General features: G+C 74.7%; 19 protein-coding genes. 12 read left to right on the forward strand and 7 right to left on the reverse strand.

Going from position 1 to position 20,547, the window contains the following annotated elements; genetic code table 11:
- Positions 1 to 52: 52 nt before the first annotated feature.
- From pucL to QSK52_RS01815, 5 genes are all read right to left on the reverse strand, one after another.
- Positions 53 to 973 carry a factor-independent urate hydroxylase gene (gene pucL / locus QSK52_RS01795; protein ID WP_285732686.1) on the reverse strand — a complete coding sequence of 307 codons (921 nt, stop codon included), beginning with the start codon at positions 971 to 973 and terminating at the stop codon, positions 53 to 55.
- Positions 974 to 1,004: 31 nt separating this feature from the next.
- A complete protein-coding gene (gene uraH / locus QSK52_RS01800) occupies positions 1,005 to 1,337 on the reverse strand; it encodes a hydroxyisourate hydrolase (RefSeq protein WP_285732688.1) in 333 nt (110 codons plus the stop codon).
- A gap of 45 nt (positions 1,338 to 1,382) precedes the next feature.
- A complete protein-coding gene (gene uraD, locus QSK52_RS01805) occupies positions 1,383 to 1,889 on the reverse strand; it encodes a 2-oxo-4-hydroxy-4-carboxy-5-ureidoimidazoline decarboxylase (protein WP_285732690.1) in 507 nt (168 codons plus the stop codon).
- A 175-nt stretch (positions 1,890 to 2,064) separates the two neighbouring features.
- The gene (locus QSK52_RS01810) at positions 2,065 to 2,436 is read right to left on the reverse strand and encodes a helix-turn-helix domain-containing protein (protein ID WP_285732692.1); all 372 of its coding nucleotides are present in this window, start codon (positions 2,434 to 2,436) and stop codon (positions 2,065 to 2,067) included.
- Complete coding sequence (locus QSK52_RS01815; RefSeq protein ID WP_352230264.1) at positions 2,433 to 2,720, reverse strand: thiamine-binding protein; 288 nt, start codon at positions 2,718 to 2,720, stop codon at positions 2,433 to 2,435. Before QSK52_RS01815 ends, QSK52_RS01810 begins: the two co-directional genes overlap by 4 nt.
- A 197-nt stretch (positions 2,721 to 2,917) precedes the next feature.
- Here QSK52_RS01815 and QSK52_RS01820 point away from each other — a divergent pair, with 197 nt between their 5' ends.
- From QSK52_RS01820 to QSK52_RS01860, 9 genes are all read left to right on the forward strand, one after another.
- Positions 2,918 to 3,763, forward strand: a complete 846-nt coding sequence (locus tag QSK52_RS01820) for a hydroxypyruvate isomerase family protein (protein WP_285732697.1) — start codon at positions 2,918 to 2,920, stop codon at positions 3,761 to 3,763.
- Between the two features lie 53 nt (positions 3,764 to 3,816).
- Entirely contained in the window at positions 3,817 to 4,704 is an 888-nt protein-coding gene (locus QSK52_RS01825) for a 2-hydroxy-3-oxopropionate reductase (RefSeq protein WP_285732699.1), read from the forward strand.
- A 530-nt stretch (positions 4,705 to 5,234) separates the two neighbouring features.
- A complete protein-coding gene (locus tag QSK52_RS01830) occupies positions 5,235 to 6,347 on the forward strand; it encodes a glycerate kinase (RefSeq protein ID WP_285732701.1) in 1,113 nt (370 codons plus the stop codon).
- 113 nt (positions 6,348 to 6,460) lie between these two features.
- Positions 6,461 to 7,816, forward strand: a complete 1,356-nt coding sequence (gene allB / locus QSK52_RS01835; RefSeq protein WP_285732703.1) for an allantoinase AllB — start codon at positions 6,461 to 6,463, stop codon at positions 7,814 to 7,816.
- 28 nt (positions 7,817 to 7,844) lie between these two features.
- Positions 7,845 to 8,999 carry an allantoicase gene (alc, locus tag QSK52_RS01840; protein ID WP_285732705.1) on the forward strand — a complete coding sequence of 385 codons (1,155 nt, stop codon included), beginning with the start codon at positions 7,845 to 7,847 and terminating at the stop codon, positions 8,997 to 8,999.
- A gap of 48 nt (positions 9,000 to 9,047) precedes the next feature.
- Complete coding sequence (locus QSK52_RS01845; protein ID WP_285732707.1) at positions 9,048 to 10,508, forward strand: catalase; 1,461 nt, start codon at positions 9,048 to 9,050, stop codon at positions 10,506 to 10,508.
- Positions 10,509 to 10,696: 188 nt separating this feature from the next.
- Positions 10,697 to 11,482 (forward strand): IclR family transcriptional regulator, encoded by a 786-nt coding sequence (locus QSK52_RS01850; RefSeq protein WP_435053143.1) that lies wholly within the window; start codon positions 10,697 to 10,699, stop codon positions 11,480 to 11,482.
- A gap of 76 nt (positions 11,483 to 11,558) precedes the next feature.
- A complete protein-coding gene (locus QSK52_RS01855) occupies positions 11,559 to 12,185 on the forward strand; it encodes a GNAT family N-acetyltransferase (protein WP_285732713.1) in 627 nt (208 codons plus the stop codon).
- 52 nt (positions 12,186 to 12,237) lie between these two features.
- Entirely contained in the window at positions 12,238 to 13,386 is a 1,149-nt protein-coding gene (locus QSK52_RS01860; RefSeq protein WP_285732716.1) for a tetratricopeptide repeat protein, read from the forward strand.
- Between the two features lie 258 nt (positions 13,387 to 13,644).
- Here the strand turns inward: QSK52_RS01860 and QSK52_RS01865 are convergent, their stop codons facing one another.
- On the reverse strand, positions 13,645 to 14,667 hold the full coding sequence (locus QSK52_RS01865; RefSeq protein WP_285732717.1) for an AraC family transcriptional regulator: 1,023 nt from the start codon (positions 14,665 to 14,667) through the stop codon (positions 13,645 to 13,647).
- A gap of 250 nt (positions 14,668 to 14,917) precedes the next feature.
- On the opposite strand from QSK52_RS01865, the gene QSK52_RS01870 reads away from it, so the two are divergent.
- The 3 genes from QSK52_RS01870 to QSK52_RS01880 all read left to right on the forward strand — a co-directional run bounded on the left by QSK52_RS01870 (position 14,918) and on the right by QSK52_RS01880 (position 19,591).
- Entirely contained in the window at positions 14,918 to 15,829 is a 912-nt protein-coding gene (locus tag QSK52_RS01870; protein ID WP_285733413.1) for an urea transporter, read from the forward strand.
- 340 nt (positions 15,830 to 16,169) lie between these two features.
- Positions 16,170 to 18,332: an RNA polymerase recycling motor ATPase HelR gene (gene helR, locus QSK52_RS01875; RefSeq protein ID WP_285732719.1), complete on the forward strand. Its 2,163-nt coding sequence runs from the start codon at positions 16,170 to 16,172 to the stop codon at positions 18,330 to 18,332.
- 233 nt (positions 18,333 to 18,565) lie between these two features.
- A complete protein-coding gene (locus tag QSK52_RS01880) occupies positions 18,566 to 19,591 on the forward strand; it encodes an alpha/beta hydrolase (RefSeq protein WP_285732721.1) in 1,026 nt (341 codons plus the stop codon).
- A 288-nt stretch (positions 19,592 to 19,879) separates the two neighbouring features.
- Here the strand turns inward: QSK52_RS01880 and QSK52_RS01885 are convergent, their stop codons facing one another.
- Entirely contained in the window at positions 19,880 to 20,545 is a 666-nt protein-coding gene (locus QSK52_RS01885) for a flavin reductase family protein (protein WP_285732723.1), read from the reverse strand.
- Between the last annotated feature and the right edge of the window lie 2 nt (positions 20,546 to 20,547).

A 20,547-nucleotide genomic window follows, 5' to 3' on the forward strand; every position in this document is an offset into this window, starting at 1 on the left:
TGTGGGGGAGGGAGAGTGAAGCGCGGTGCTGCGGGTGGAGACTGGCGGCGCGTCAGACCACCGGGATGACCGGGGTGACGCCCTCGCGGTGCACGGTGCCCTCGATCAGGCCGTACATCCGGTCGGCGGCGTAGTAGACCTCGTTCTCGTTCTTCAGTCCGAACGGCTCCAGGTCGACCAGGAAGTGGTGCTTGTTGGGCAGCTCCAGGCGGACCTCGTCCACCTCGGCGCGGTTGTTCAGCACCCGGGTGCCCATCGCGTGCAGGGTCTGCTGCAGCGAGTAGGAGTAGGTCTCGGCGAAGGCCTCCAGCAGGTGGCGGCGCACCTGCTGGTACGAGCGGTTCCAGTTCGGCTCCGGCTCGCCGTCGCGGCCGTGGAAGCCGAACGCCCAGCGGGCCGTCACCTGGGTGGCCAGGATGCGGTCGTACGCCTCCTGCAGGGTGGTGTACTTGTCCTTGATGTAGCCCCAGAACTCGGAGTTGGTGGTGTTCATCACCACCAGGTCCTTGAGCCCGGAGATCACCCGGAACCGGTCGCCGTCGTACACCACCTCGGTGGTGCGCACCTCCTGGCCCTTGCGGACGAAGGAGTGGCCGACCTCCTCGGAGCCGATGAACCGGGAGGACGAGTCGGGGGTCCTGATCCGCTCCCAGCCGTACTCCTCGATCCGGATCCGGGCCCCGTGCACCACGCCGCGCTCGGTGTCGTCGACGAAGTGCCGGGCCAGCAGGACGCCGAAGCCCTCGGCGGACTCGATGCCGTGCTCCTTGGCGAAGGCGTACACGGTGTTCTTGGTGGTGTCGGTGGGCAGGCAGTTGGCGTTCGAGCCGGTGAGGTGCACGTCCTCGAACTCGCCGCGCAGCGAGACCGAGACGTTCAGGTCCTTGATCTCGTGGCGGGTGGAATCGCGGTAGACCCGGACGATGCGGTTCTCCGCCTTGCCGTACTGGTTCTGACCGAGCACGTGGGCCATGGGGTGGCTCCTAGGGTTCCGTACGGCCTACCTAGCTTCCGCGGTAGACCGAGTAGCCGAACGGGTTGAGCAGCAGCGGCACGTGGTAGTGGTGCTGCGCGGGCGCGACCGTGAAGACGATCGAGACCTCGGGGAAGAACGGCTGCCCGGCCGACCCCGCGTGGTACTGCGCGGTGTCGAACAGCAGCCGGACGACCGAGCCCGCCTCCACGGCCGGCAGGTCCTTGACCCGGCCGTCGGAGTCCGTGGCGGAGGTGCCGAGCACCTGCCAGCCACCCTCGGTGTGCAGTGCCAGCTCGACCGGAACGCCCTCGGCCGGGCGGCCGAGGCTGGTGTCGAGCACATGCGTGGAGATGCCGGTCATGGGGTGAAGGCCTCACTGAATGGCAGGAAGTGACTGTCCGTCAACTCACTGCGGTGCGTCAAGCAGTTGACTGATGCGAATGTCGTTGATCTTCCGCAGCTCGCCCCGGACGATCTCCGCCTCGGTGGCGGCGTCGTTCGGGTAGCGCTCGCGCAGCGCGGCGAGCATGCCGTCCGCGGTGCGGCCGGTCGCGCAGATCAGGAAGACGTGGCCGAACTTGGCCTCGTAGGCGGCGTTGGCGGTGCGCAGTTCGTCCAGCACGGACGGGTCGACGCCCCGGACGCCGGCCTGCTCGCGCTCGGAGACGGCGTCCCCCGGCTTCGGGGTGCCGATCCTGGCGTGGCCGGCCATCGCGTCGCGCAGGTCGTCCGCGGTGAGCCCCGCCATCGCCTCGGCGTTGGCGGCGAGCAGGTCCTCGCGGTCCCGCCAGGGACGGGACGCCGCGACGGCGGCGGCCCAGGCGGGGCTGGAGCAGACCTCCAGCAGGATCTCCCTCAGCTCGGACGCGCCGGTGGCGGCCAGGGCGGAGAGGGCAGGGGGTGGCTGGGTCACGGGTGGACCTCCTGAGGGTTGGTGCCACCCGCACAAGCTAGATCGGCCGCAACAGGCCGTCAACACTTTGTTGAACTGTTTGTGCTGACGTGGCACGGCGCCGGGCCCGGGGCCCGGCGCCGTGTGCGATCCACCAAGAGCGGCCCCGCCGGAACGCGGGGAGCGGCCCGGCGGGTCAGCCCTTCTCCTGCCGGTTCAGGTAGTTGTACACCGTGAACCGGCTGACGCCGAGCGCCGACGCGACCGTCTCCACCCCGTGGCGGACGGTGAACGCACCGCGCTCCTCCAGCAGGGCGACCACCCGCTGCTTCTCCGCGCGGTCCAGCTCGGTCAGCGGCCGCCCGTCGAACTGCCGGGTCATCTCCGCCAGCAGCCGGTCCAGCGCACTGCTCAGGTGCGGCAGCCGCACCGCGACGGCCGGCGCGCCGTCCCACTCCAGCACCACGTCCTCCGCGCGCGCCTCGGACGGGTCGAGCGCGGTCGCGCCGACCGCGGCCAGCAGCGGCTCCAGGGCGGCGGCGAGCGGGTGGTTCAAGGTCTCGCTCACTGCGTATCCCCTCCTTCGGGTCCTTCCGGGCCGGGCCCCGCGGAGGGCTCGGGCTGCTCGTCCAGCACGCTGACCTGGACCGAGATCCGGCTCGCGCCCGCCGCCAGGGTCTCCCGCAGCAGGCGGGTGACGGCGGCCAGCGCCTGCTCGGCGTCGCCCTCGGCGCTGGTGCCGAACGGCCCCACCGAGACGGCGAGCCCCGCCTCGTCCACCGCGCGGCGCGCGGCCTTGGCGTGCTCGGGGAACCCGTCCAGTTCGAACGGCTCTGTCGTGAACTCCACCATCAATCGCACCCGCTCACCTTATCGACCCGGTCGGCCTGGGCGATCGGACAGCAGTGCGGGAGCGGGCGGCCCGGCGTTCGGCTGCTTCAACAAATTGTTGCGAGTTTCTTGACAGCTCGGGTGGCGGCGGAGAAGCTTCCATCAAGCAGAATCCAGCTTCCGGATCGTGGAAGTTGACCGGCGCGAGAGCGAGAGAGGTGAACGACGTGACCGCTGCCGCCCAGCACCGCTTCACGGTCAACCTGTCCATCCTGTTCGGCGAACTGCCCCTGCTGGAGCGGCCCGCCGCCGCCGCGGCAGCCGGCTTCACCGCCGCCGAACTCTGGTGGCCCTTCGGCGAGGAGCCCGCCCCCGGGAACGACGAACTCGACGCGCTGGTCGCGGCGTTCGAGACCGCCGGGGTCGAACTCACCGGCCTCAACTTCCTCGACGACCTCGCCCGCGGCGCCCGCGGCACGCTGTCCGTGCCCGCCGAGAGCGAGCGCTTCCGGGAGAACATCCCGGTCGCCGTCGCCCTCGCCGAACGCCTCGGCACCGGCGCGCTCAACGCCCTCTACGGCAACCGCGTCCCCGACGCCGACCCCGCCGCACAGGACGCCCTCGCCCTGGAGAACCTCGCGCTGGCCGCCCGGGCCGCGCACTCCGTCGGCGCCGTCCTGCTGGTCGAGACCCTCAACGCGGCCGAGTCCCCCGACTACCCGCTGGTCACCGCCGCCGCCACGGTCGACGTCGTCGACAAGGTCAACGCCGCCACCGGCCTCGGCAACGCCAGGTTCCTCTGCGACCTCTACCACCTCGCCCGCAACGGCGAGGACCCGGCCGCCGTCATCGACGCGTACGCCGACCGGATCGGCCACGTGCAGATCGCCGACACCCCCGGCCGCAACGAACCCGGCACCGGCGAACTCGACTTCGAGGACCTGTTCGCCCGCCTCACCGCCGCCGGGTACCGGGGCCGCATCGGCCTCGAGTACCGCCCGGCGGGCGGCGTCAGCGCCGAGAGCTTCGACTGGCTCCCGCGCGAGCTGCGCGGCGCACGCTGAACCCCCGCCGACCGAGACCCACCGAGACCCTCACAGCTAAGGACCCGCACGCGATGAGCCGCAAGATCGCCTTCATCGGCCTCGGCATCATGGGCAAGCCCATGGCCGTCAACCTGGTCAAGGCCGGCCACCACGTCACCGGCTACAACCTCACCCAGGAGCCCATCGACGCCCTGGTCGCCGCGGGCGGCCACGGCGCCGGATCGATCGCCGAGGCCGTCGCCGACGCCGAGGTCGTCATCACCATGGTCCCCGCCGACCCGCAGGTCGAGCAGGCGATCCTCGGCGAGGACGGCGTCCTGGCGCACGCCAGGCCCGGCACCCTGGTCATCGACATGTCCAGCATCACCCCGCAGACCTCCGTCAAGGTCGACGCCGCCGCGAGGGCGGCGGGCCTGCGCAGCCTGGACGCCCCCGTCTCCGGCGGCGAGGCCGGCGCGGTCGAGGCCGTGCTCTCCATCATGGTCGGCGGCGCCGAGGCCGACTTCGCCGAGGCCAAGCCGCTGTTCGACGCGCTCGGCACCACCGTCGTGCACGTCGGCCCGGCCGGTGCGGGCCAGACCGTCAAGGCCGCGAACCAGCTGATCGTCGCCGTCAACATCCAGGTCCTCGCCGAGGCCGTGGTCTTCCTGGAGAACGCGGGCGTCGACCTCGCCGCCGCGCTCGACGTGCTCGGCGGCGGACTGGCCGGATCCACCGTGCTGAACCGCAAGAAGGGCAACATGCTCGCCCGCGAGTTCGCCCCCGGCTTCCGGATCGACCTCCACCACAAGGACATGGGCATCGTCACCGACGCGGCCCGCGCCGTCGGCGCCGCGCTCCCGCTCGGCGCGGTCGCCGCCCAGCTGGTCGCCTCCGCCCGCGCCAACGGCGACGGCTCGCTCGACCACTCCGCGCTGCTGCGCGGCGTCGAGCGGCTCTCCGGCCGCGAGGTCAAGTAACCGACTCCCCCTGGCGGCGTGTACCTGTCCGGTCGTGCCCGCGCCCCCAGGGGGTCCAGACCCCCTCCCCGCCGAGGGGAGCCTCCCGCACGTCGGAAGCGGGACGGGAGGCCGGCGGGGAGGGAGCCACGTCGAGCCCCGTCAGGGGCTCGGGGAACTCTTCGGCAGACGAGCATGCACAACAGGGGCTCGGGGAACGGCGAGTCCGTGCTGCGCAGTGGCCCCGTCAGGGGCCCGGGGAACGGCGGGCACGAGTCTGCTGACGGTTCACTGCCGGAGCGCGCATCGGCTTCGGGTTCTGTTCAGGCGGCCCGAAGCAGCACGGACTTTCCGATGGGCTCCGGCCGCCAGCAGCTCGGACCCGCCGTTCCCCGGGCCCCTGGATTGCACGACCCGTGTGCCCGACGGTTCCCCGGGCCCCTGGATTGCACGACCCGTGTGCCCGACGGTTCCCCGGGCCCCTGATGGTGCTCTCCCGAGCTCCCTGAACAGTTCCTCCTCCTGAAAGGCCCGGTGTCGTGCGAGGTCATGTGGTCGTTGCCCCCGACAAGTTCAAGGGCTCGTTGGAGGGCGCCGAGGTCGCCGCGCGACTCGCGGCGGGGCTCCGGCGGGTGGCGCCCGGGGTGGAGGTGCGGGAGCTGCCGGTGGCCGACGGCGGGGAGGGGACGCTCGCGGCGGCGCTCGCGGCCGGGTTCTCGCGGGTGGAGGTGAAGGTCGCGGGGCCGACCGGCCTGCCGGTGGTCGCGGGGCTGGCGGTGCGGGGGGAGACCGCCGTCGTCGAGCTGGCCCAGGCCTCGGGCCTGGCCCGGCTGCCGGGGGGCCGGACGGCGCCGCTCGGGGCGGGCTCGTACGGGGTGGGCCAGCTGATCGCGAAGGCGGTCTCGCTCGGGGCGTCCCGGGTGGTGCTGGGCCTGGGGGGCAGTGCCTGCACCGACGGCGGTGCGGGCATGGTGCAGGCGCTGGGCGTGGAGCTGTACGACGCGGACGGCTCGCCGCTGCCGCCGGGCGGGGCCGCGCTGCGGCGCCTGGCGCGGGTGGAGCCCGGTCCGCTCGCGGAGCGGCTGCGCGGGGTGGAGGTGGTGGTCGCGTGCGACGTGGACAACCCGCTGCTGGGCCCGCGCGGCGCCGCTGCCGTGTACGGCCCGCAGAAGGGCGCGGACGCCGCGGACCTGCTGGTGCTGGAGGAGGGGCTGGCCCGCTGGGCGGACGCGGTCGCCGGGCTGACGGGCCGCGAGGTCCGGGACGCGGCGGGTGCGGGCGCGGCCGGCGGGGTGGGCTTCGCCGCGCTGGCGCTGCTGGGCGCGCGGATGCGTCCGGGCATCGAGCTGTTGCTGGAGCTGCTGGGCTTCGACCGGGCGGTGCGCGGTGCGCGCCTGGTGGTGACCGGCGAGGGCTGCCTGGACGCGCAGACCCTGCACGGCAAGGCCCCGGCGGGGGTGGCCGCGGCGGCGGCGCGGGCCGGGGTGCCGGTGGCGGCGGTGGCCGGGCGGCTGGAGCTGTCGGAGCGGGAGTGGCGGTCGGCGGGCTTCGTCCGGGCGCTGGCGCTGGCCGACCTGGTGGCCGATCCGGCGGAGTCGATGGCCCGGGCGGGCGAACTCGCGGAGCTCGCGGGGGAGCGCCTGGCGGCCGAGCTGCTGTCCTGACGGACCGTAGGGTCCTCGTACGTTCCTACATTGACGTTTTGTTGAAGGCGGGCCTACGCTCCCAGCACTCCTTCGACCCACCCTCGCTCCCCACGACGCTCGGAGGTCCCCTCATGCCCATCGGCGACAGCACGGTGATCCGCTCCCGGCGGGTGGTCCTGCCGGACGGCGAGCGCCCCGCCGACGTGCTGGTGCGGGCCGGGAAGATCGAGCAGGTCGCCGCCCACGGCGCGCTGCCCGTCGGCGACCGGCAGCTCACAGACCTCGGCGAGGTCGCGCTGCTGCCCGGCCTGGTCGACACCCACGTGCACGTCAACGAGCCCGGCCGCACCGACTGGGAGGGCTTCGCCTCCGCGACGAAGGCCGCCGCGGCGGGCGGCGTCACCACGATCGTCGACATGCCGCTCAACTCGGTCCCGCCGACCACCACCGTCGCGGGCCTCGACGCCAAGCGGAGGACCGCCGACGGCCAGACCTGGGTCGACCTGGGCTTCTGGGGCGGGGCGGTGCCCGGCAACACCGGCGACCTGGAACCGCTGCACCGGGCGGGCGTGTTCGGCTTCAAGTCCTTCCTGGCCCCGTCCGGGGTGGACGAGTTCCCGCACCTGGCCACCCCAGCCGACCTGGAGTCGGCGCTCGCCGAGCAGGCCCGGATCGGCGCGCTGGCGATCATCCACGCCGAGGACCCGGCCGTGCTGGAGGCCGCCCCCCAGGTGCCCGGCACCCACTACCGGGACTTCCTGGCCTCCCGCCCGGACGACGCCGAGACCGCCGCGGTCGCCGCCCTGCTGGCCGCCGCCCGCCGCACCGGCGCCCGGGTGCACGTCCTGCACGTCTCCTCCGCCGCCGTGCTGCCGCTGCTGCGGCAGGCCCGGGCGGACGGCGTCGCCGTCACCGCCGAGACCTGCCCGCACTACCTGACCCTGGCGGCCGAGGAGGTCCCGGACGGGGACACCGCGTTCAAGTGCTGCCCGCCGATCCGCGACGAGTCCAACCGCGACCTGCTCTGGCAGGCCCTCGCGGACGGCGAGTTCGCCGCCGTGGTCTCCGACCACTCGCCCTCCACCCCCGACCTCAAACTCCTCGCCCGGCACGGCGGCAGCGGCGACTTCGCCGCCGCCTGGGGCGGCATCGCCTCCCTCCAGTTGGGCCTGCCCGCGGTGTGGACCGAGGCCCGCCGCCGCGGCCACACCCTGGCGGACGTGGTCCGCTGGATGTCCGCGGGCCCCGCCGCCCTGGTCGGCCTGACCGGCACCAAGGGCGCCGTCGCGCCCGGGTACGACGCCGACCTGGTGGCCTTCGACCCGGACGGCGAGCTGACCGTCCGCGCCGAACGCCTCCACCACAAGAACCCGGTCACCCCGTACGCGGGCCGCACCCTCACCGGGCTGGTCCGGCGCACCTGGCTGCGCGGGCGGCCCGTCGACCCCGACGGTGCCCCGCACGGCCGGCAGATCGTCCGACCCTGACACCCAACGCTGAAAGAAGGAGCACCAGTTGAGCACTGACCTGACCTCGAGCGCGCCGTTCACCGAGCTGGTCGACCTGGCCTCCCGGCTGCTGGGCGCGGGCGTGGTCGCCACCAACGAGGACACCTTCGCGGACGCCGAGAACCTGCTGGTCGCCAAGCCCGCCGAGTTCCGCCCGCACACCTTCGGCCACAAGGGCCAGATCATGGACGGCTGGGAGTCCCGCCGCCGCCGCGGCGCGAGCGCCGAGCAGCCGCACCCCACCGAGGACGACCACGACTGGGCGATCGTCCGGCTCGGCGTCGCGGGCCGGATCCGCGGCGTGGTCGTCGACACCGCGCACTTCACCGGCAACTACCCCGAGACCGCGTCCGTGCAGGCCGCGTCCGTCCCCGGCCACCCCTCGCCCGAGGAGCTCGCCGACGCCGAGTGGACCGACCTCGTCCCGCGCACCCCGCTCAAGGGCGACACCGCCCACCACTTCCCGGTCGACGACCCGACCCGCTGGACGCACGTCCGCCTGAACATCTGGCCGGACGGCGGCGTCGCCCGGCTGCGGGTGCACGGCGAGGTGCTGCCCGACCCGCGCGAGCTGGCCGGCCTCACCTTCGACCTCGCCGCCCAGGAGCACGGCGGCGTCGCCGAGGCCGCCTCCGACCGCTACTTCTCCTCCCCGCACAACCTGAACGCTCCCGGTCGCGCCACCGTCATGGGCGACGGCTGGGAGACCCGGCGTCGGCGCGACAAGGCCAACGACTGGGTGCGAGTGGCCCTGGCCGGGGGCGGCGAGGTCCTGGCGGCGGAGGTGGACACCTCCTGCTTCGTCGCCAACGCCCCCGGCTGGGCCGAACTCGTCGGCACCGACGCCGGGAGCGGGACCGAGACCGTCCTGCTGCCGCGCACCCGCCTGCAGCCCGACACCCGCCACCGCTACCGCCTCCCCGCGGGCACCCCGGTCACCCACGTCCGGATCAACGTCTACCCCGACGGCGGCCTCGCCCGCCTGCGCCTCACCGGCCGCCTCACCCCGGCCGGCCAGGACGCCCTCGCGCTGCGCTGGTTCAACGCCCTCCCCCTGCGCGAGGCCCGCGAGGCCCTCGCCGCGGCCGGCCTCCCGACCGACCCCGCCGAGGCCCGCCCGCTCACCGACGCGGCCGCCATCCGGCCGCTGTACGCGAGCTGACGGCGCGTCCCCTCCTCCCGTTCTCCGCACGCCCGAGAAGGATCACCCATGCCCAGAACCCTCACCACCGAGTCCGGCGCGCCCGTCGCCGACAACCAGAACAGCGCGTCGGCCGGCGAGTACGGCCCGCTGCTGGTGCAGGACCAGCACCTGCTGGAGAAGCTGGCCCGGTTCAACCGGGAGCGCATCCCGGAGCGGGTGGTGCACGCCCGCGGGTCGGGCGCGTACGGGTACTTCGAGGTGACCGACGAGGTCGCGCAGTACACCAAGGCGGCGTTCCTCTCCCGGGTCGGCCAGCGCACCGAGGTGTTCCTGCGCTTCTCGACCGTCGCGGGCGCGCTGGGCTCCACCGACGCGGTGCGCGACCCGCGCGGCTTCGCGGTGAAGTTCTACACCGAGCAGGGCAACTACGACCTGGTCGGCAACAACACCCCGGTGTTCTTCATCAAGGACCCGATCAAGTTCCCGGACTTCATCCACTCGCAGAAGCGCGACCCGTACACCGGCACCCAGGAGCCCGACAACGTCTGGGACTTCTGGGCGCACTCGCCGGCCTCCACGCACCAGATCACCTGGCTGTTCGGCGACCGCGGCATCCCGGCCTCGTACCGGCACATGAACGGCTACGGCTCGCACACCTACCAGTGGGTCAACGCCGAGGGCCGGGCGCACTGGGTGAAGTACCACTTCAAGACCAACCAGGGCGTCCGCTCGCTGGACGCCGCCCAGGCCGCCGAGACCGCGGGCGGCGACGCCGACAGCCACCAGCGGGACCTGCACCAGGCGATCGAGCGCGGGGTGTACCCGTCCTGGACGCTGTACGTGCAGCTGATGCCGGTCGAGGACGCCGCGGACTACCGGTTCAACCCGTTCGACCTGACCAAGGTGTGGCCGCACGCCGACTACCCGCTGGTCAAGGTCGGCCGGCTGGTGCTCAACCGCAACCCGGAGAACGTGTTCGCCGAGGTCGAGCAGGCCGCCTTCTCGCCGAACAACTTCGTGCCCGGCATCGGCCCCTCGCCCGACAAGATGCTGCAGGGCCGCCTGTTCGCGTACGCCGACGCCCAGCGCTACCGGCTCGGTGTCAACCACACCCAGCTCCCGGTGAACGCCCCGCGGGCGGCGCAGGCCGCCAACTACGGACAGGACGGCCTCGGCGCGCTCAACCCCAACGGCCGCAACAAGAACTACGAGCCCAACTCGTACGGCGGCCCGGCCCAGACCGACGAGCCGCTGCACGCCCCGCAGCCGGTCTCCGGCCACACCGGCACCTACCCGACGCCCGCGCACAGCAAGGACGACGACTTCTTCCAGGCCGGCGAGCTCTACCGGCTGATGACGGACGCCGAGAAGTCCCGCCTGATCGCCAACCTGGCCGGCTCGCTGGCCCAGGTCGGCCGGGACGACGTGGTGGAGAAGAACCTCGCGCACTTCCACGCCGCCGACCCGGAGTACGGCGCCCGGCTGGCCGCCGCGGTCGCCGAGCTCCGCGCGGCGCACGAGGACTGACGCACCGCCGGACGCCGACCGTCCCCGGCGCGCGTGGTGCGCCGGGGACGGTTCCCGCACCGCCGGGGCATATGCCTGTCAAGGGCGCCCCGGCCCGCGGGGGCGAATATCCGGTGAGGGGACGGTGCGGGAGCCGTGCGGCGCCTACCCTGGAGGGGAGGCGGGACGGCGCGGGAGGGGGCCAGACCATGTCCGCGGTGAGCAGGGGCCGGAGCGACGGGTTGCTGGGAACGGGCGGCGGCTCCGGGCCGTTCGGGGCGCTGCGGCGGGCGCTGCGGCTGCTGGAGGCGGTGGACCGCAGGCCGGAGGGCGCCTCCCAGGCCGAGCTGGCCCGGGAGCTGTCCCTGCCGGAGGCCCAGGTGCAGTTGCTGGCCGAGGAGTTGGAGACCGAGGGCTACCTCGTCCGGCTGGACGGCGGCTGGGCGCTCGGCGGGGCGTTCACCCTGCTGGGCACGCAGCACCGGGAGCCGATGGTGCGGGCCCGGCTGCAGCACCGGTTGGAGGAGCTGCGCGACGAGCTCGGCGCGGCCGTCTACTTCGGCCGCTACCACGACGGGGAGCTGTCGGTGGAGGCGGTCTGCGCGGACGAGGACGCCCCCGCCGTGCACGAGTGGGCCGACTTCCGGGCCACCGCGCACGCCTCCGCGATCGGCAAGTGCCTGCTCGCCCAACTCGACCACGAGGCCCGCCTCGACCACCTCGCCCGCCACCCGGCCGCCCGGCTGACCGCGCGCACCGTCACCGAGACCGACCGCCTGCTGCACCGGCTCGACCGGCAGCCCGCCACCGTCCCCGTCCTGGACCTGCAGGAGTACTCGATGGACACGGTCTGCGCGGCCGTCCCGGTCGTCGCCGGGAGCACCCTCGGCTGCCTGGCCACCTCACTGCCGCTGGCCCAGGCGCACCGGCTGCGCGAGGCCGCCGAGCTGCTGTCGGTGCGGGCGGCGCCGCTGATGCTGGCGATGGCGGTCTGACGGCGGGTCCGGCCCCGGTTCTGACGGACGGTCAATCCGCTTGTCGAACGGTGTGTTCGAAGGAAGGATGCGGGGGATGAGCGACCATCCCCGACGGCCCGTCGTCCGCCCCTACCGGCCCACCGACCGGGACGCCCTGTTCGACATCTGCGTCCGCACGGCCGAGAACGGCGGCGACTCCCGGCAGACCTACCCCGACCACGAACTGCTGCCGAACATCTTCGCCGCCCCGTACGCCGTGCTGGAACCGGACCTGGCGTTCGTGCTGGACGACGGCGGGCGGGCGGTCGGCTACGTGCTGGCGACCGCCGACACCCCGACGTTCGTGAAGCGCTTCCGGGAGGAGTGGATCCCCACCGTCGCCGACCGCTACCCGCCGCTGACCGGCGAACCGGCCACCCCCAGCGAGGTGATGGTCCACCTGCTGCACACCCCCGAGCGGATGGTGCTGCCCGAACTCGCCGACTACCCCGCCCACCTGCACATCGACCTGCTCCCCAGCCACCAGCGGGCGGGCCACGGACGGGAGTTGATGCACACCCTGTTCGACGCCCTGGCCGCCAAGGGCGTCGAACGGGTCCACCTCGGCATGGTCACCGCCAACACCGCCGCCCGCGCCTTCTACGACCGCCTCGGCTTCCACGTCGTCCCCGTCCCCGACCCCGGACCGCTCACCTACCTGGGCCGCCGCACCACCCGCTGACGCCGCTCCGCTACGATCGCGGCCCACCGCAACCGGAAGGACCGCAGAACCGATGGGCCTCTTCACACGTCGCAAGACCGGCCGGGCCGACCAGCTCCTGCACCGGGCCGACCGGGCCGCGCAGGAGGAGCGGCACACCGAGGCCGAGCAACTCGCCCGGCAGGCAGCCGAGGCGTACGCCGGGGCGGCCGGTCCCGGCGCCTTCCCCACCGCGAACGCCCTGGCACTGGTCGGCGCCGCCCTGCGCGCACAGGGCCGGGCAGAGGAGGCCGAGCGCGAACTGCGCGCCGCTCTGGGCGCCCCCGGCCTGCAGACCGACGGCGAGGTGCTGCTGCGCGCCGAACTCGCCAAACTGCTGCGCGCCGGGGGGCGTTACCAGCAGGCGGTCGAGGAGATCGAGCGGGCCCTGGCGGTCGACGCCTCGCTCACCCCGTCGCTGCTCGCCCGCAAGGCGAACGCCACCGTCCTGGCCGACCTGGGACGGCACCGGGAGGCCGCCGAGCAGTACGCCGCCCTCGGCACCGCCGCCCGCCGCGAGGGCTGGGAGTTCGCGCTGGTGGTCGAGAGCAACCGGCTGGCCCAACTCACCTACCTCGGCGAGCACGAGGCGGTCGAACACGGGGCGGCCCGGCTCAAGGCGGAGTCCGTCGGAGCGTCCGAACCCGGCGCCACCCTGACCCGGACCTCGGCCAACAACAACCTGGCGGTCAGCCTCTCGCTGCGGGGACGGCACGCCGACGCCGAGGACCTGCTGCGCAGGGCGCTGGCGGCCGGCGTCACCGGCGGCTCGTTCGAACTGGTCCTGCGGGTCAACCTCTCCCGCGCACTGCTCGGCCAGGGCCGCACCGAGGAGGCCCGCACCGAACTGGACGCCGCCCGCGCCGCGGCCGAGGCCGCGCCCGCCCTGCCCGACGCGGACCGCTCCGCGCTCCACCTGGCCGCCGCCCGGCAGCACCTCGCCGAGGGCGACCCCGCCGCCGCCGAGCAGGCCGCCCGGGCGGGCCTCGCCCTGTGCCCGCCCAGCGACCGTCCCACCCACCGGGCCCTGGAGCTGCGCACCGCGCTCGGCACCGCCGAGGCCCGGCAGGGCCGGGGCGAGCAGACGCTCACCGCCGCGATCGCCGACTGGGAGGCGCACTTCGGGGCCGCCCACCACGGCGCGACCGCCGCCCGCGCGGCGCTGGAGACCGCGGCCCGATGAGGCGGCGCCGGGAGACGAGAAGAGGCCCGCCGGCCGGATCGGGGGCGATCGGCCGGCGGGCCCGCACCGTTCGACGTGTCCCCTCAACCACCGGCGGACCCCCCTGGGTGGCTTCACGTCGACCGCGAGGCGCCCCGAGCGGCCAGGGCCTCCTTCGCGTCGATCACGTTAGCCAACCGCGGCGGACGCGCCTTGGCGCTGCGTGCACAGTGCCTTGGCGCTGCGTCCACGCCGCGCCGGGTCGGCCCCCGGCCGCGGCTAGCGGCTCCCCTCCGGCGCCTGGTCCAGCGCCTGCCTGCGGTGGTCGCGGGGCGAGAGCCCGTACGCGGCGCGGAAGGCCCGGCTGAAGTCGTCGGGGCGCGGGATGCCGCAGCGGGCGGCCAGGACGTGGATGGGGGTGCCGCGCAGCGCCGGGTCGGCGAGGTCGCGGTGGGCCTGCTCCAGGCGCCTGCGGCGGGTCCAGGCGGCGACGGTCTCGCCGCCGCTCTCCTCGGTGAAGACCCGGTGCAGGTAGCTGACCGAGATGTGGTGCGCGGCGGCGATCACGCCGGGCGTCAGCCCGGGGTCGTGCAGGTTGCGCCGCACGAAGGCCCGGACGTTCTCCACCAGGGCGCGCCGCCGGGTCTCCGGCGACAGGGCGTCCGCGCGCTCCAGCTCCTCGGTGAGCCAGGCGGACACCAGGTCGACCACCACCGACCCGATCCGGTCCGTGGCCGCGGGACCGATCCCGGCGGCCTGCCGGTCCAGGCTGCGCAGGAAGTCGGATATCAGCAGGGCGGTGCCGGACGCGGGCCGGTGGGCGCGGCCGAGCATCGGGCGCAGGCGCTGCAACGGCAACGGCAGCAGCGCGGCGGGGAAGTCCAGGCCCAGGGCGCTGAACCGGGGCTCGTCCTGCCCGGGGTCCCGCACTCCGAGCGCCCGGGTGTCGTACGGGTGGGAGCTGCTGACCAGGCTGAGGTCGCCGGGGCGGAACTCCGCCGTGCTCTCGCCGGGCCGGGCGAACTGCTGCACGCCTTCGAGCGTCAGGGTCAGGTGCATGATGCCGAGATCGGACCTCCGGACCCGGCCGTCGTCGCGGGTGAACCGCGCGGACGGGAAGGAGGTGCCGAGGAAGGTCACCGCACCGAGTTGCAGGTGACGCAGTTCGGCGTGGAACCGGTCGGCGTACGGACTGCTGGTCCGGGCGTCGCGGGTCTGCGCGATCAGGTCCCGCCACATCTCGAAGAACTCTCCCCGGTCCGTGCCGACGGCAGGGACCTCCGGGTCCAGGGTCGTGGTCATGCTCGGTCCACCTTCAGGTCATCAGTGCCGCACGGCCCCCCGGCGGCGCGCCCAGCATTTCAGCTGCCCGTTCCCGCCGAAATGCCGGACGGCCGGGCGGTTCCGCCACCACGAGCCGCGAACGCACCGACAAGCCGAGAACACGTCAGGAGAGCACGTGACCACCATCGTCGACCGGAACCACCGCGCCCCCGACCGCGAACCGCCGGACCGCGAGCCGCTGCACCGCGAGCCGCCGGACCGCGAGCCGCTGCACCGCGAGCCGCTGGCCTACTTCGCGGCCGCGCTGCGCGGCGTCGCCCAGGTCGGCCTGCAACCCGGGCTGCCCACCGGGGCGTTGGTCCTCGCCGCGCTCTGGGCGGCGGGCTGGGAGGTCGGCCTGCCCGCCACCCTCGGCACGCTGGTCTCCACCGCCGCCGCGTACGCGTTCGGTGTCGACCGCGGCTCCGTCGCGCTCGGCCTGCAGGGCTACTCGGGCTGCCTCACCGGCATCGCCCTGGTCGGCTCGCTCGGCAACCGCCCCGCCACGTACCTCCTCGCCGCCGTCGGCTGCGTGCTGTGCACCGTCCTGACCGCCGCGCTCACCGCCCTCCTCGCCCCCTGCGGGCTGACCGCGCTGACGGCGCCGTTCTGCCTCGTCACCGGGGTGCTGCTGGCCGCCGTCCCCGCCCCCGCCCCGGCCCCCGGCCGGATGCCGTCCGGCGCCGCAACCGGGCTCACGGCCGCCGACCTGTGGCACGCCTTCTTCGCCAACGTCGCGCAGGTCTTCCTGGTGGACAGCTGGTACGTCGGCCTGATCGTGCTGGTCGGCCTGGCCTGCGCGGACGCCAGGGTGGTGCTGGCCGCGGCGCTCGGCTCGGCCGTCGGGACGGCCACGGCCTGGGCGCTCGGCGCGCCCGCCGGGCAGGTCGCCGCCGGGCTGCACGGCTACGACGCCGTGCTCGTCGGCATCGCCCTCGGCGCGGTCCTCCTGCCCGCCACCCCCTGGAACGCGGGCTACGCGCTGTTCGGCGCCGCCGTGTCCACCGTCCTGGCCGCCGCGCTCACCGCGCTCCTCGCCCCCCTCGGCGGCCGCCCCCTCACCTGGCCGTTCGTCCTCACCACCTGGGCGCTGCTGGCCGCCGTCCCCCGCCTGCCCCGGCTGCGGGCCGCCCCCGGCTGACGCACCGCCACGCCACGGCGCCGCCGCGGGCAACCGCCGGGCACCCGCGGCGGACAGCCGGACGTGGACGATGCGATCGGGCGGGGAGGCCCTGGACAGCGGGCGGCGGGACGGCGCAGGATGCGCGCAGGGCCCCGGACACGCGAAAGGCAGGGAGCCCGTGCTCTCCTGCCGTTATCAAACTTATACCGCAAGGGGGGCCTTGCCGCAAGGCCCCCCCGATGCCGCACAATCGCTGGTCTGAACCGGGGAACCCGCGCAAACAGCACAAACGGGGCAGACCGCGAGCAGCACGCGGACGGAGCGCGGCCGACCCGGCAGCGGATCGGAGTCACCACCCATGAACCAGCCGACGACCAGCGCCTTCGACCTGCCCGAGCGGCTCGCCGCCAAGGCGGACCCGGCCCTGATCGCCGCCGACGACCGGCACTTCGCCGCGGTCGCCGACACCCTCCGACGGGACACCGCGGAGCTGACCGCGCGCCTGGAGGAGGCCCGCCGCAGCCCCGGCGGGGCCGGGCGGGCGGCGATGGACCGGGACAACGAGGTGCACCAACTCGCCGCCCGGCTGCGCACCCTGAGCCGCTTCGGCCACGACCTGTGCCTGGGCCGGATCGTCCTCGCCGACGACCCCGAGCCCGTCTACATCGGACGCCTCGGCCTCGCCGACGCCGACGGCCGCCGCCTGCTGGTCGACTGGCGCTCGCCCGCCGCCGAGCCCTTCTTCGCCGCCACCCACGCCAACCCGATGGGCCTCACCAGCCGCCGCCGCTACCGCTGGCAGCGCGGCAAGGTCGGCGACTACTGGGACGAGGTGTTCACCGCCGACGGCCTCGACGGCCACGCCGCCCTGGACGACCAGTCCGCGTTCATCGCCAGCCTCGGCAGCTCCCGCTCCGAGCGGATGCGCGACGTGCTGGCCACCATCCAGGCCGACCAGGACGCCATCATCCGGGCCGGCTCGCGCGGCGCCCTGGTCGTCGACGGCGGCCCCGGCACCGGCAAGACCGTCGTCGCCCTGCACCGCACCGCCCACCTGCTCTACTCCGACCCGCGGCTGGGCCACCGCAAGGGCCGGGTGCTGTTCGTCGGCCCGCACCAGCCGTACCTGGCGTACGTCTCCGACGTGCTGCCCAGCCTCGGCGAGGAGGGCGTGCAGACCTGCACCCTGCGCGACCTGCTGCCCGAGGGCGCCGCCGTCGCCCCCGAGCCCGACCCCGAGGTGGCCCGGCTGAAGGCCGCCGCCGGGATGGTGCACGCGATCGAGAAGGCCGTCGCCGTCTACGAGGAGCCGCCCGCCGAGGGCCGCAAGCTCTCCACCGAGTGGTACGAGCTATGGGTCGACCCCGAGGACTGGGCCGAGGCGTTCGCCGCCCCCGGCCCCGGCGTCCCGCACAACGAGGCCCGCGAGCAGATCCTCGACGAGCTCATCACCATCCTGCTCGACAAGAACGCCGACTCCTTCGACGACGAGGAGGACGGCATCTCGCCCGAGGTGCTGCGCCGCGAACTGCGCCGCGACCCCGAACTGCTCGGCGCGCTGCGCCGCGCCTGGCCGATCCTGGAGCCCACCGACCTGGTCGGCGACCTGTGGACCGTCCCCGCCTACCTGCGGCTGTGCGCGCCCTGGCTCGACCGCGAGGAGATCCGCACCCTGCAGCGCACCGACCCCGCCGCCTGGACGCTCGCCGACCTGCCGCTGCTGGACGCCGCCCGCCGCCGCCTCGGCGACACCGACGCCGACCGCCGCCAGCGCGCCCACCGGGCCCGGCTGGCCGCCGAACGCGAGCTGATGGACGGCGTCGTCGACCACCTCCTCGACGCCGACTACGACAGCGAGGGCGCGGTCGCCATGCTGCGCGGCGCCGACCTGCGCGACGCACTGGTCGACCACACCGAGAGCGAGCCCGTCGACCCCGACCTGCTGGCCGGGCCGTTCGCCCACATCGTGGTCGACGAGGCGCAGGAACTCACCGACGCCGAGTGGCAGATGCTGATCGCCCGCTGCCCGTCCCGCTCCTTCACCATCGTCGGCGACCGCGCCCAGGCCCGGCACGGCTTCACCGAGTCGTGGACCGAACGCCTGGAACGCGCCGGGCTCGACCGGGTCACCCTCACCTCGCTGACCGTCAACTACCGCACCCCCGAAGAGGTGATGGCCGAGGCCGAGCCGGTCATCCGGGCCGCCCTGCCCGACGCCAACGTCCCCACCTCGATCCGCCGCAGCGGCCTGCCCGTCCACCACGGCGCCCGCACCGAACGCGACGCGCTGCTGGACGCCTGGCTGGCCGACCACCCCGAGGGCACCGCCTGCGTGATCGGCGACCCGACCTTCCTCGGCGGCGGCCGGGTCCGTTCGCTCAGCCCCGAACTGGTCAAGGGCCTGGAGTTCGACCTGGTGGTGATCGTCGACCCGGAGGCGTTCGGCGAGGGCATCGAGGGCGCCGTCGACCGGTACGTGGCGATGACCCGCGCCACCGGTCAGCTGGCGATCCTGCGCTGACCCTCCGGCTGGGGGCCCCGCGGGGCGCAACCCGCGGGGCCTCCGGGCGTCCCTGCACGTGAACGGAGGCCAACTCGCCGTCCGCGGGCGGCGCTTCGCGCATACTCGACCCCATGAGCGAGCAACCGACGGCCGATCGCGCCGCCCCCGCCGACGCCCCCGCCGCCGTCCTCGACCCGCTGCGGCCCGCGGGCGCCGCGCCCGCACCCTGCCCTCCGGAGAGCTGAGCTGCCGTGCAACAGCCCTACCTGGACCAGGAGTTGGCCGCCGCACTGGCCGCCCGCGGCGGGGTGCCCGCCCCGCTGACGGCCGACGGGCTGGCCCGGTGGCAGCAGCAGGACGCCGCCCGGCGGCCGCGGCCGACCCTGCGGCAACTCGCCGACGGCGGACGCTTCGAGACCGCCGAGCACGACGCCGACGGCACCCCGGTGGTCGCCGCCCGCCCGGCCGGGGCGGACGGGCCGCTGCCCGCGCTGCTCCACCTGCACGGCGGCGGACTGATCGGCGGCAACGCGTACGCCGTCCTGCCGCGCGTGCTGCGGGAGTTGGCGCAGCCGCTCGGCCTGGCCGTGCTCTCCGTCGACTACCCGCTCGCCCCCGCCGCCCGCTACCCCGTCCCGCTGCACGCCTGCCGCACCGCCCTGCTCTGGGCCGTCCGGCACGCCGAGCGGCTGCGGATCGACCCGGGGCGGATCGTGCTGACCGGGAAGAGCGCGGGCGGCGGGCTGGCCGCCGCCCTCGCCCTGCTGCTGCGCGACGGGGGCGGTCCGGCGCCGCTGGGCCAACTGCTGCTCAGCCCGATGCTGGACGACCGCGGCGGCACCGCCTCCGCCCGACAGGCCGCCGGGCACGACACCTGGGACGCCGTCTCCAACGCCACCGCCTGGCAGGCCGCCCTCGGCCCGCTGCACCGCACCCCCGACCTCCCCCCGTACGCCGCCCCCGCCCGGGCCCGCGACCTCGCCGGCCTCCCGCCCGCCTACCTGGAGGTCGGCTCCGCCGAAACCTTCCGCGACGAGGTCACCGCCTACGCGAACGCCCTGTGGCGCGATGGCGGCCACGCCGAACTGCACGTCTGGCCCGGCGCCTGCCACGGCTTCGACACCCTCGCCCCCACCGCCGCCGTCAGCCGCACCGCGGTCGCGGCCCGGGCCGACTGGCTGCGGCGGCTGCTCGGGCCCGGCCCGGAACCGTCGGGCCCGGAACCGTCGGGCCGGGAACCGTCGGGCCCGGAGCCGCTGGGCCGAACGACGTATTGACGGACGCCGGGGGCGCGCTGGGACCGTGGCGGGATGACCCCTTGCCCGCACTGCTCGCAGCGCATCGACCCCACCGGGCCCGCGGTGTCGACGAGTTTCCGCGACGGCCCGCACCACTGGATCCCCGTGGTGGAGAACATCCACGGCTGGAGCCCGGACTTCCTCTGGCACCCGCACTGCTACGTGCAGCAGTACGGTCTCACGGAGCTGGAGCGGCTGATCGGCGACCACCAGCGGGCGCGACTGAGCCGCGCGCCGAAGCAGATCGAACCCCCCCGCCCGGGACGGTTAGGACGGGCCGTTCGGCGCGGTCCGGGGCGTCCGGGAGCGGAAGCTGTGGCCCAGTTCCGGTCCGAGTCCGTAGTAGTGGCGGAAGTTGTAGATCAGCGGGCTCCAGGCGGCCGGGTCGACGTGCTGGGAGCCGGGGACGACGATCCGGGGGTCGGCGTGGACCTCCAGCACGTGGGCCTCGACGAGGAGGAACGCCCCGGTCGCGTCGGTGCGGACCCGGGCGGCGCGGGCCTCCAACTGGAGGGGGCACTCGGCGACGCGGGGCGGCCGGACCGACCCGGAGGGTTCGGGCCGTAGGCCGGCGGCGGTGAACTTGTCCGGCTCGAAGCGGAAGGCGCCGCGCTTGTCCGCGGGCACCGGGGTGCGCCCGGTCAGCGGCGCCAGTCGTTCCACCGCCGGCCACTGGGCGGGCGCGGGCAGGTTGACCACGAGTTCGGGTCGGCTGCGGAGGTTGTGCGCGGTCTGCCCCTCGACACCGACGCCGAGGACGATCACGTGGCCCAGGGCCCAGGCCGACGACATCGGCGCCAGGTTGAAGGTGCCGTCCTCGTTCTCCGTCGAGAGCAGCACGACCGGCGTTCCGAAGTACAGGATGCTCGGCGTGATGGTCAGGTGGTCGGCCGACGTGGCGCGGGGCACGCTGCTGGGCGTCGCGGTGTTCATGG

It is taken from the genome of Kitasatospora phosalacinea, from assembly GCF_030268885.1.
In the GTDB taxonomy this organism is placed as follows: domain Bacteria; phylum Actinomycetota; class Actinomycetes; order Streptomycetales; family Streptomycetaceae; genus Kitasatospora; species Kitasatospora phosalacinea_C.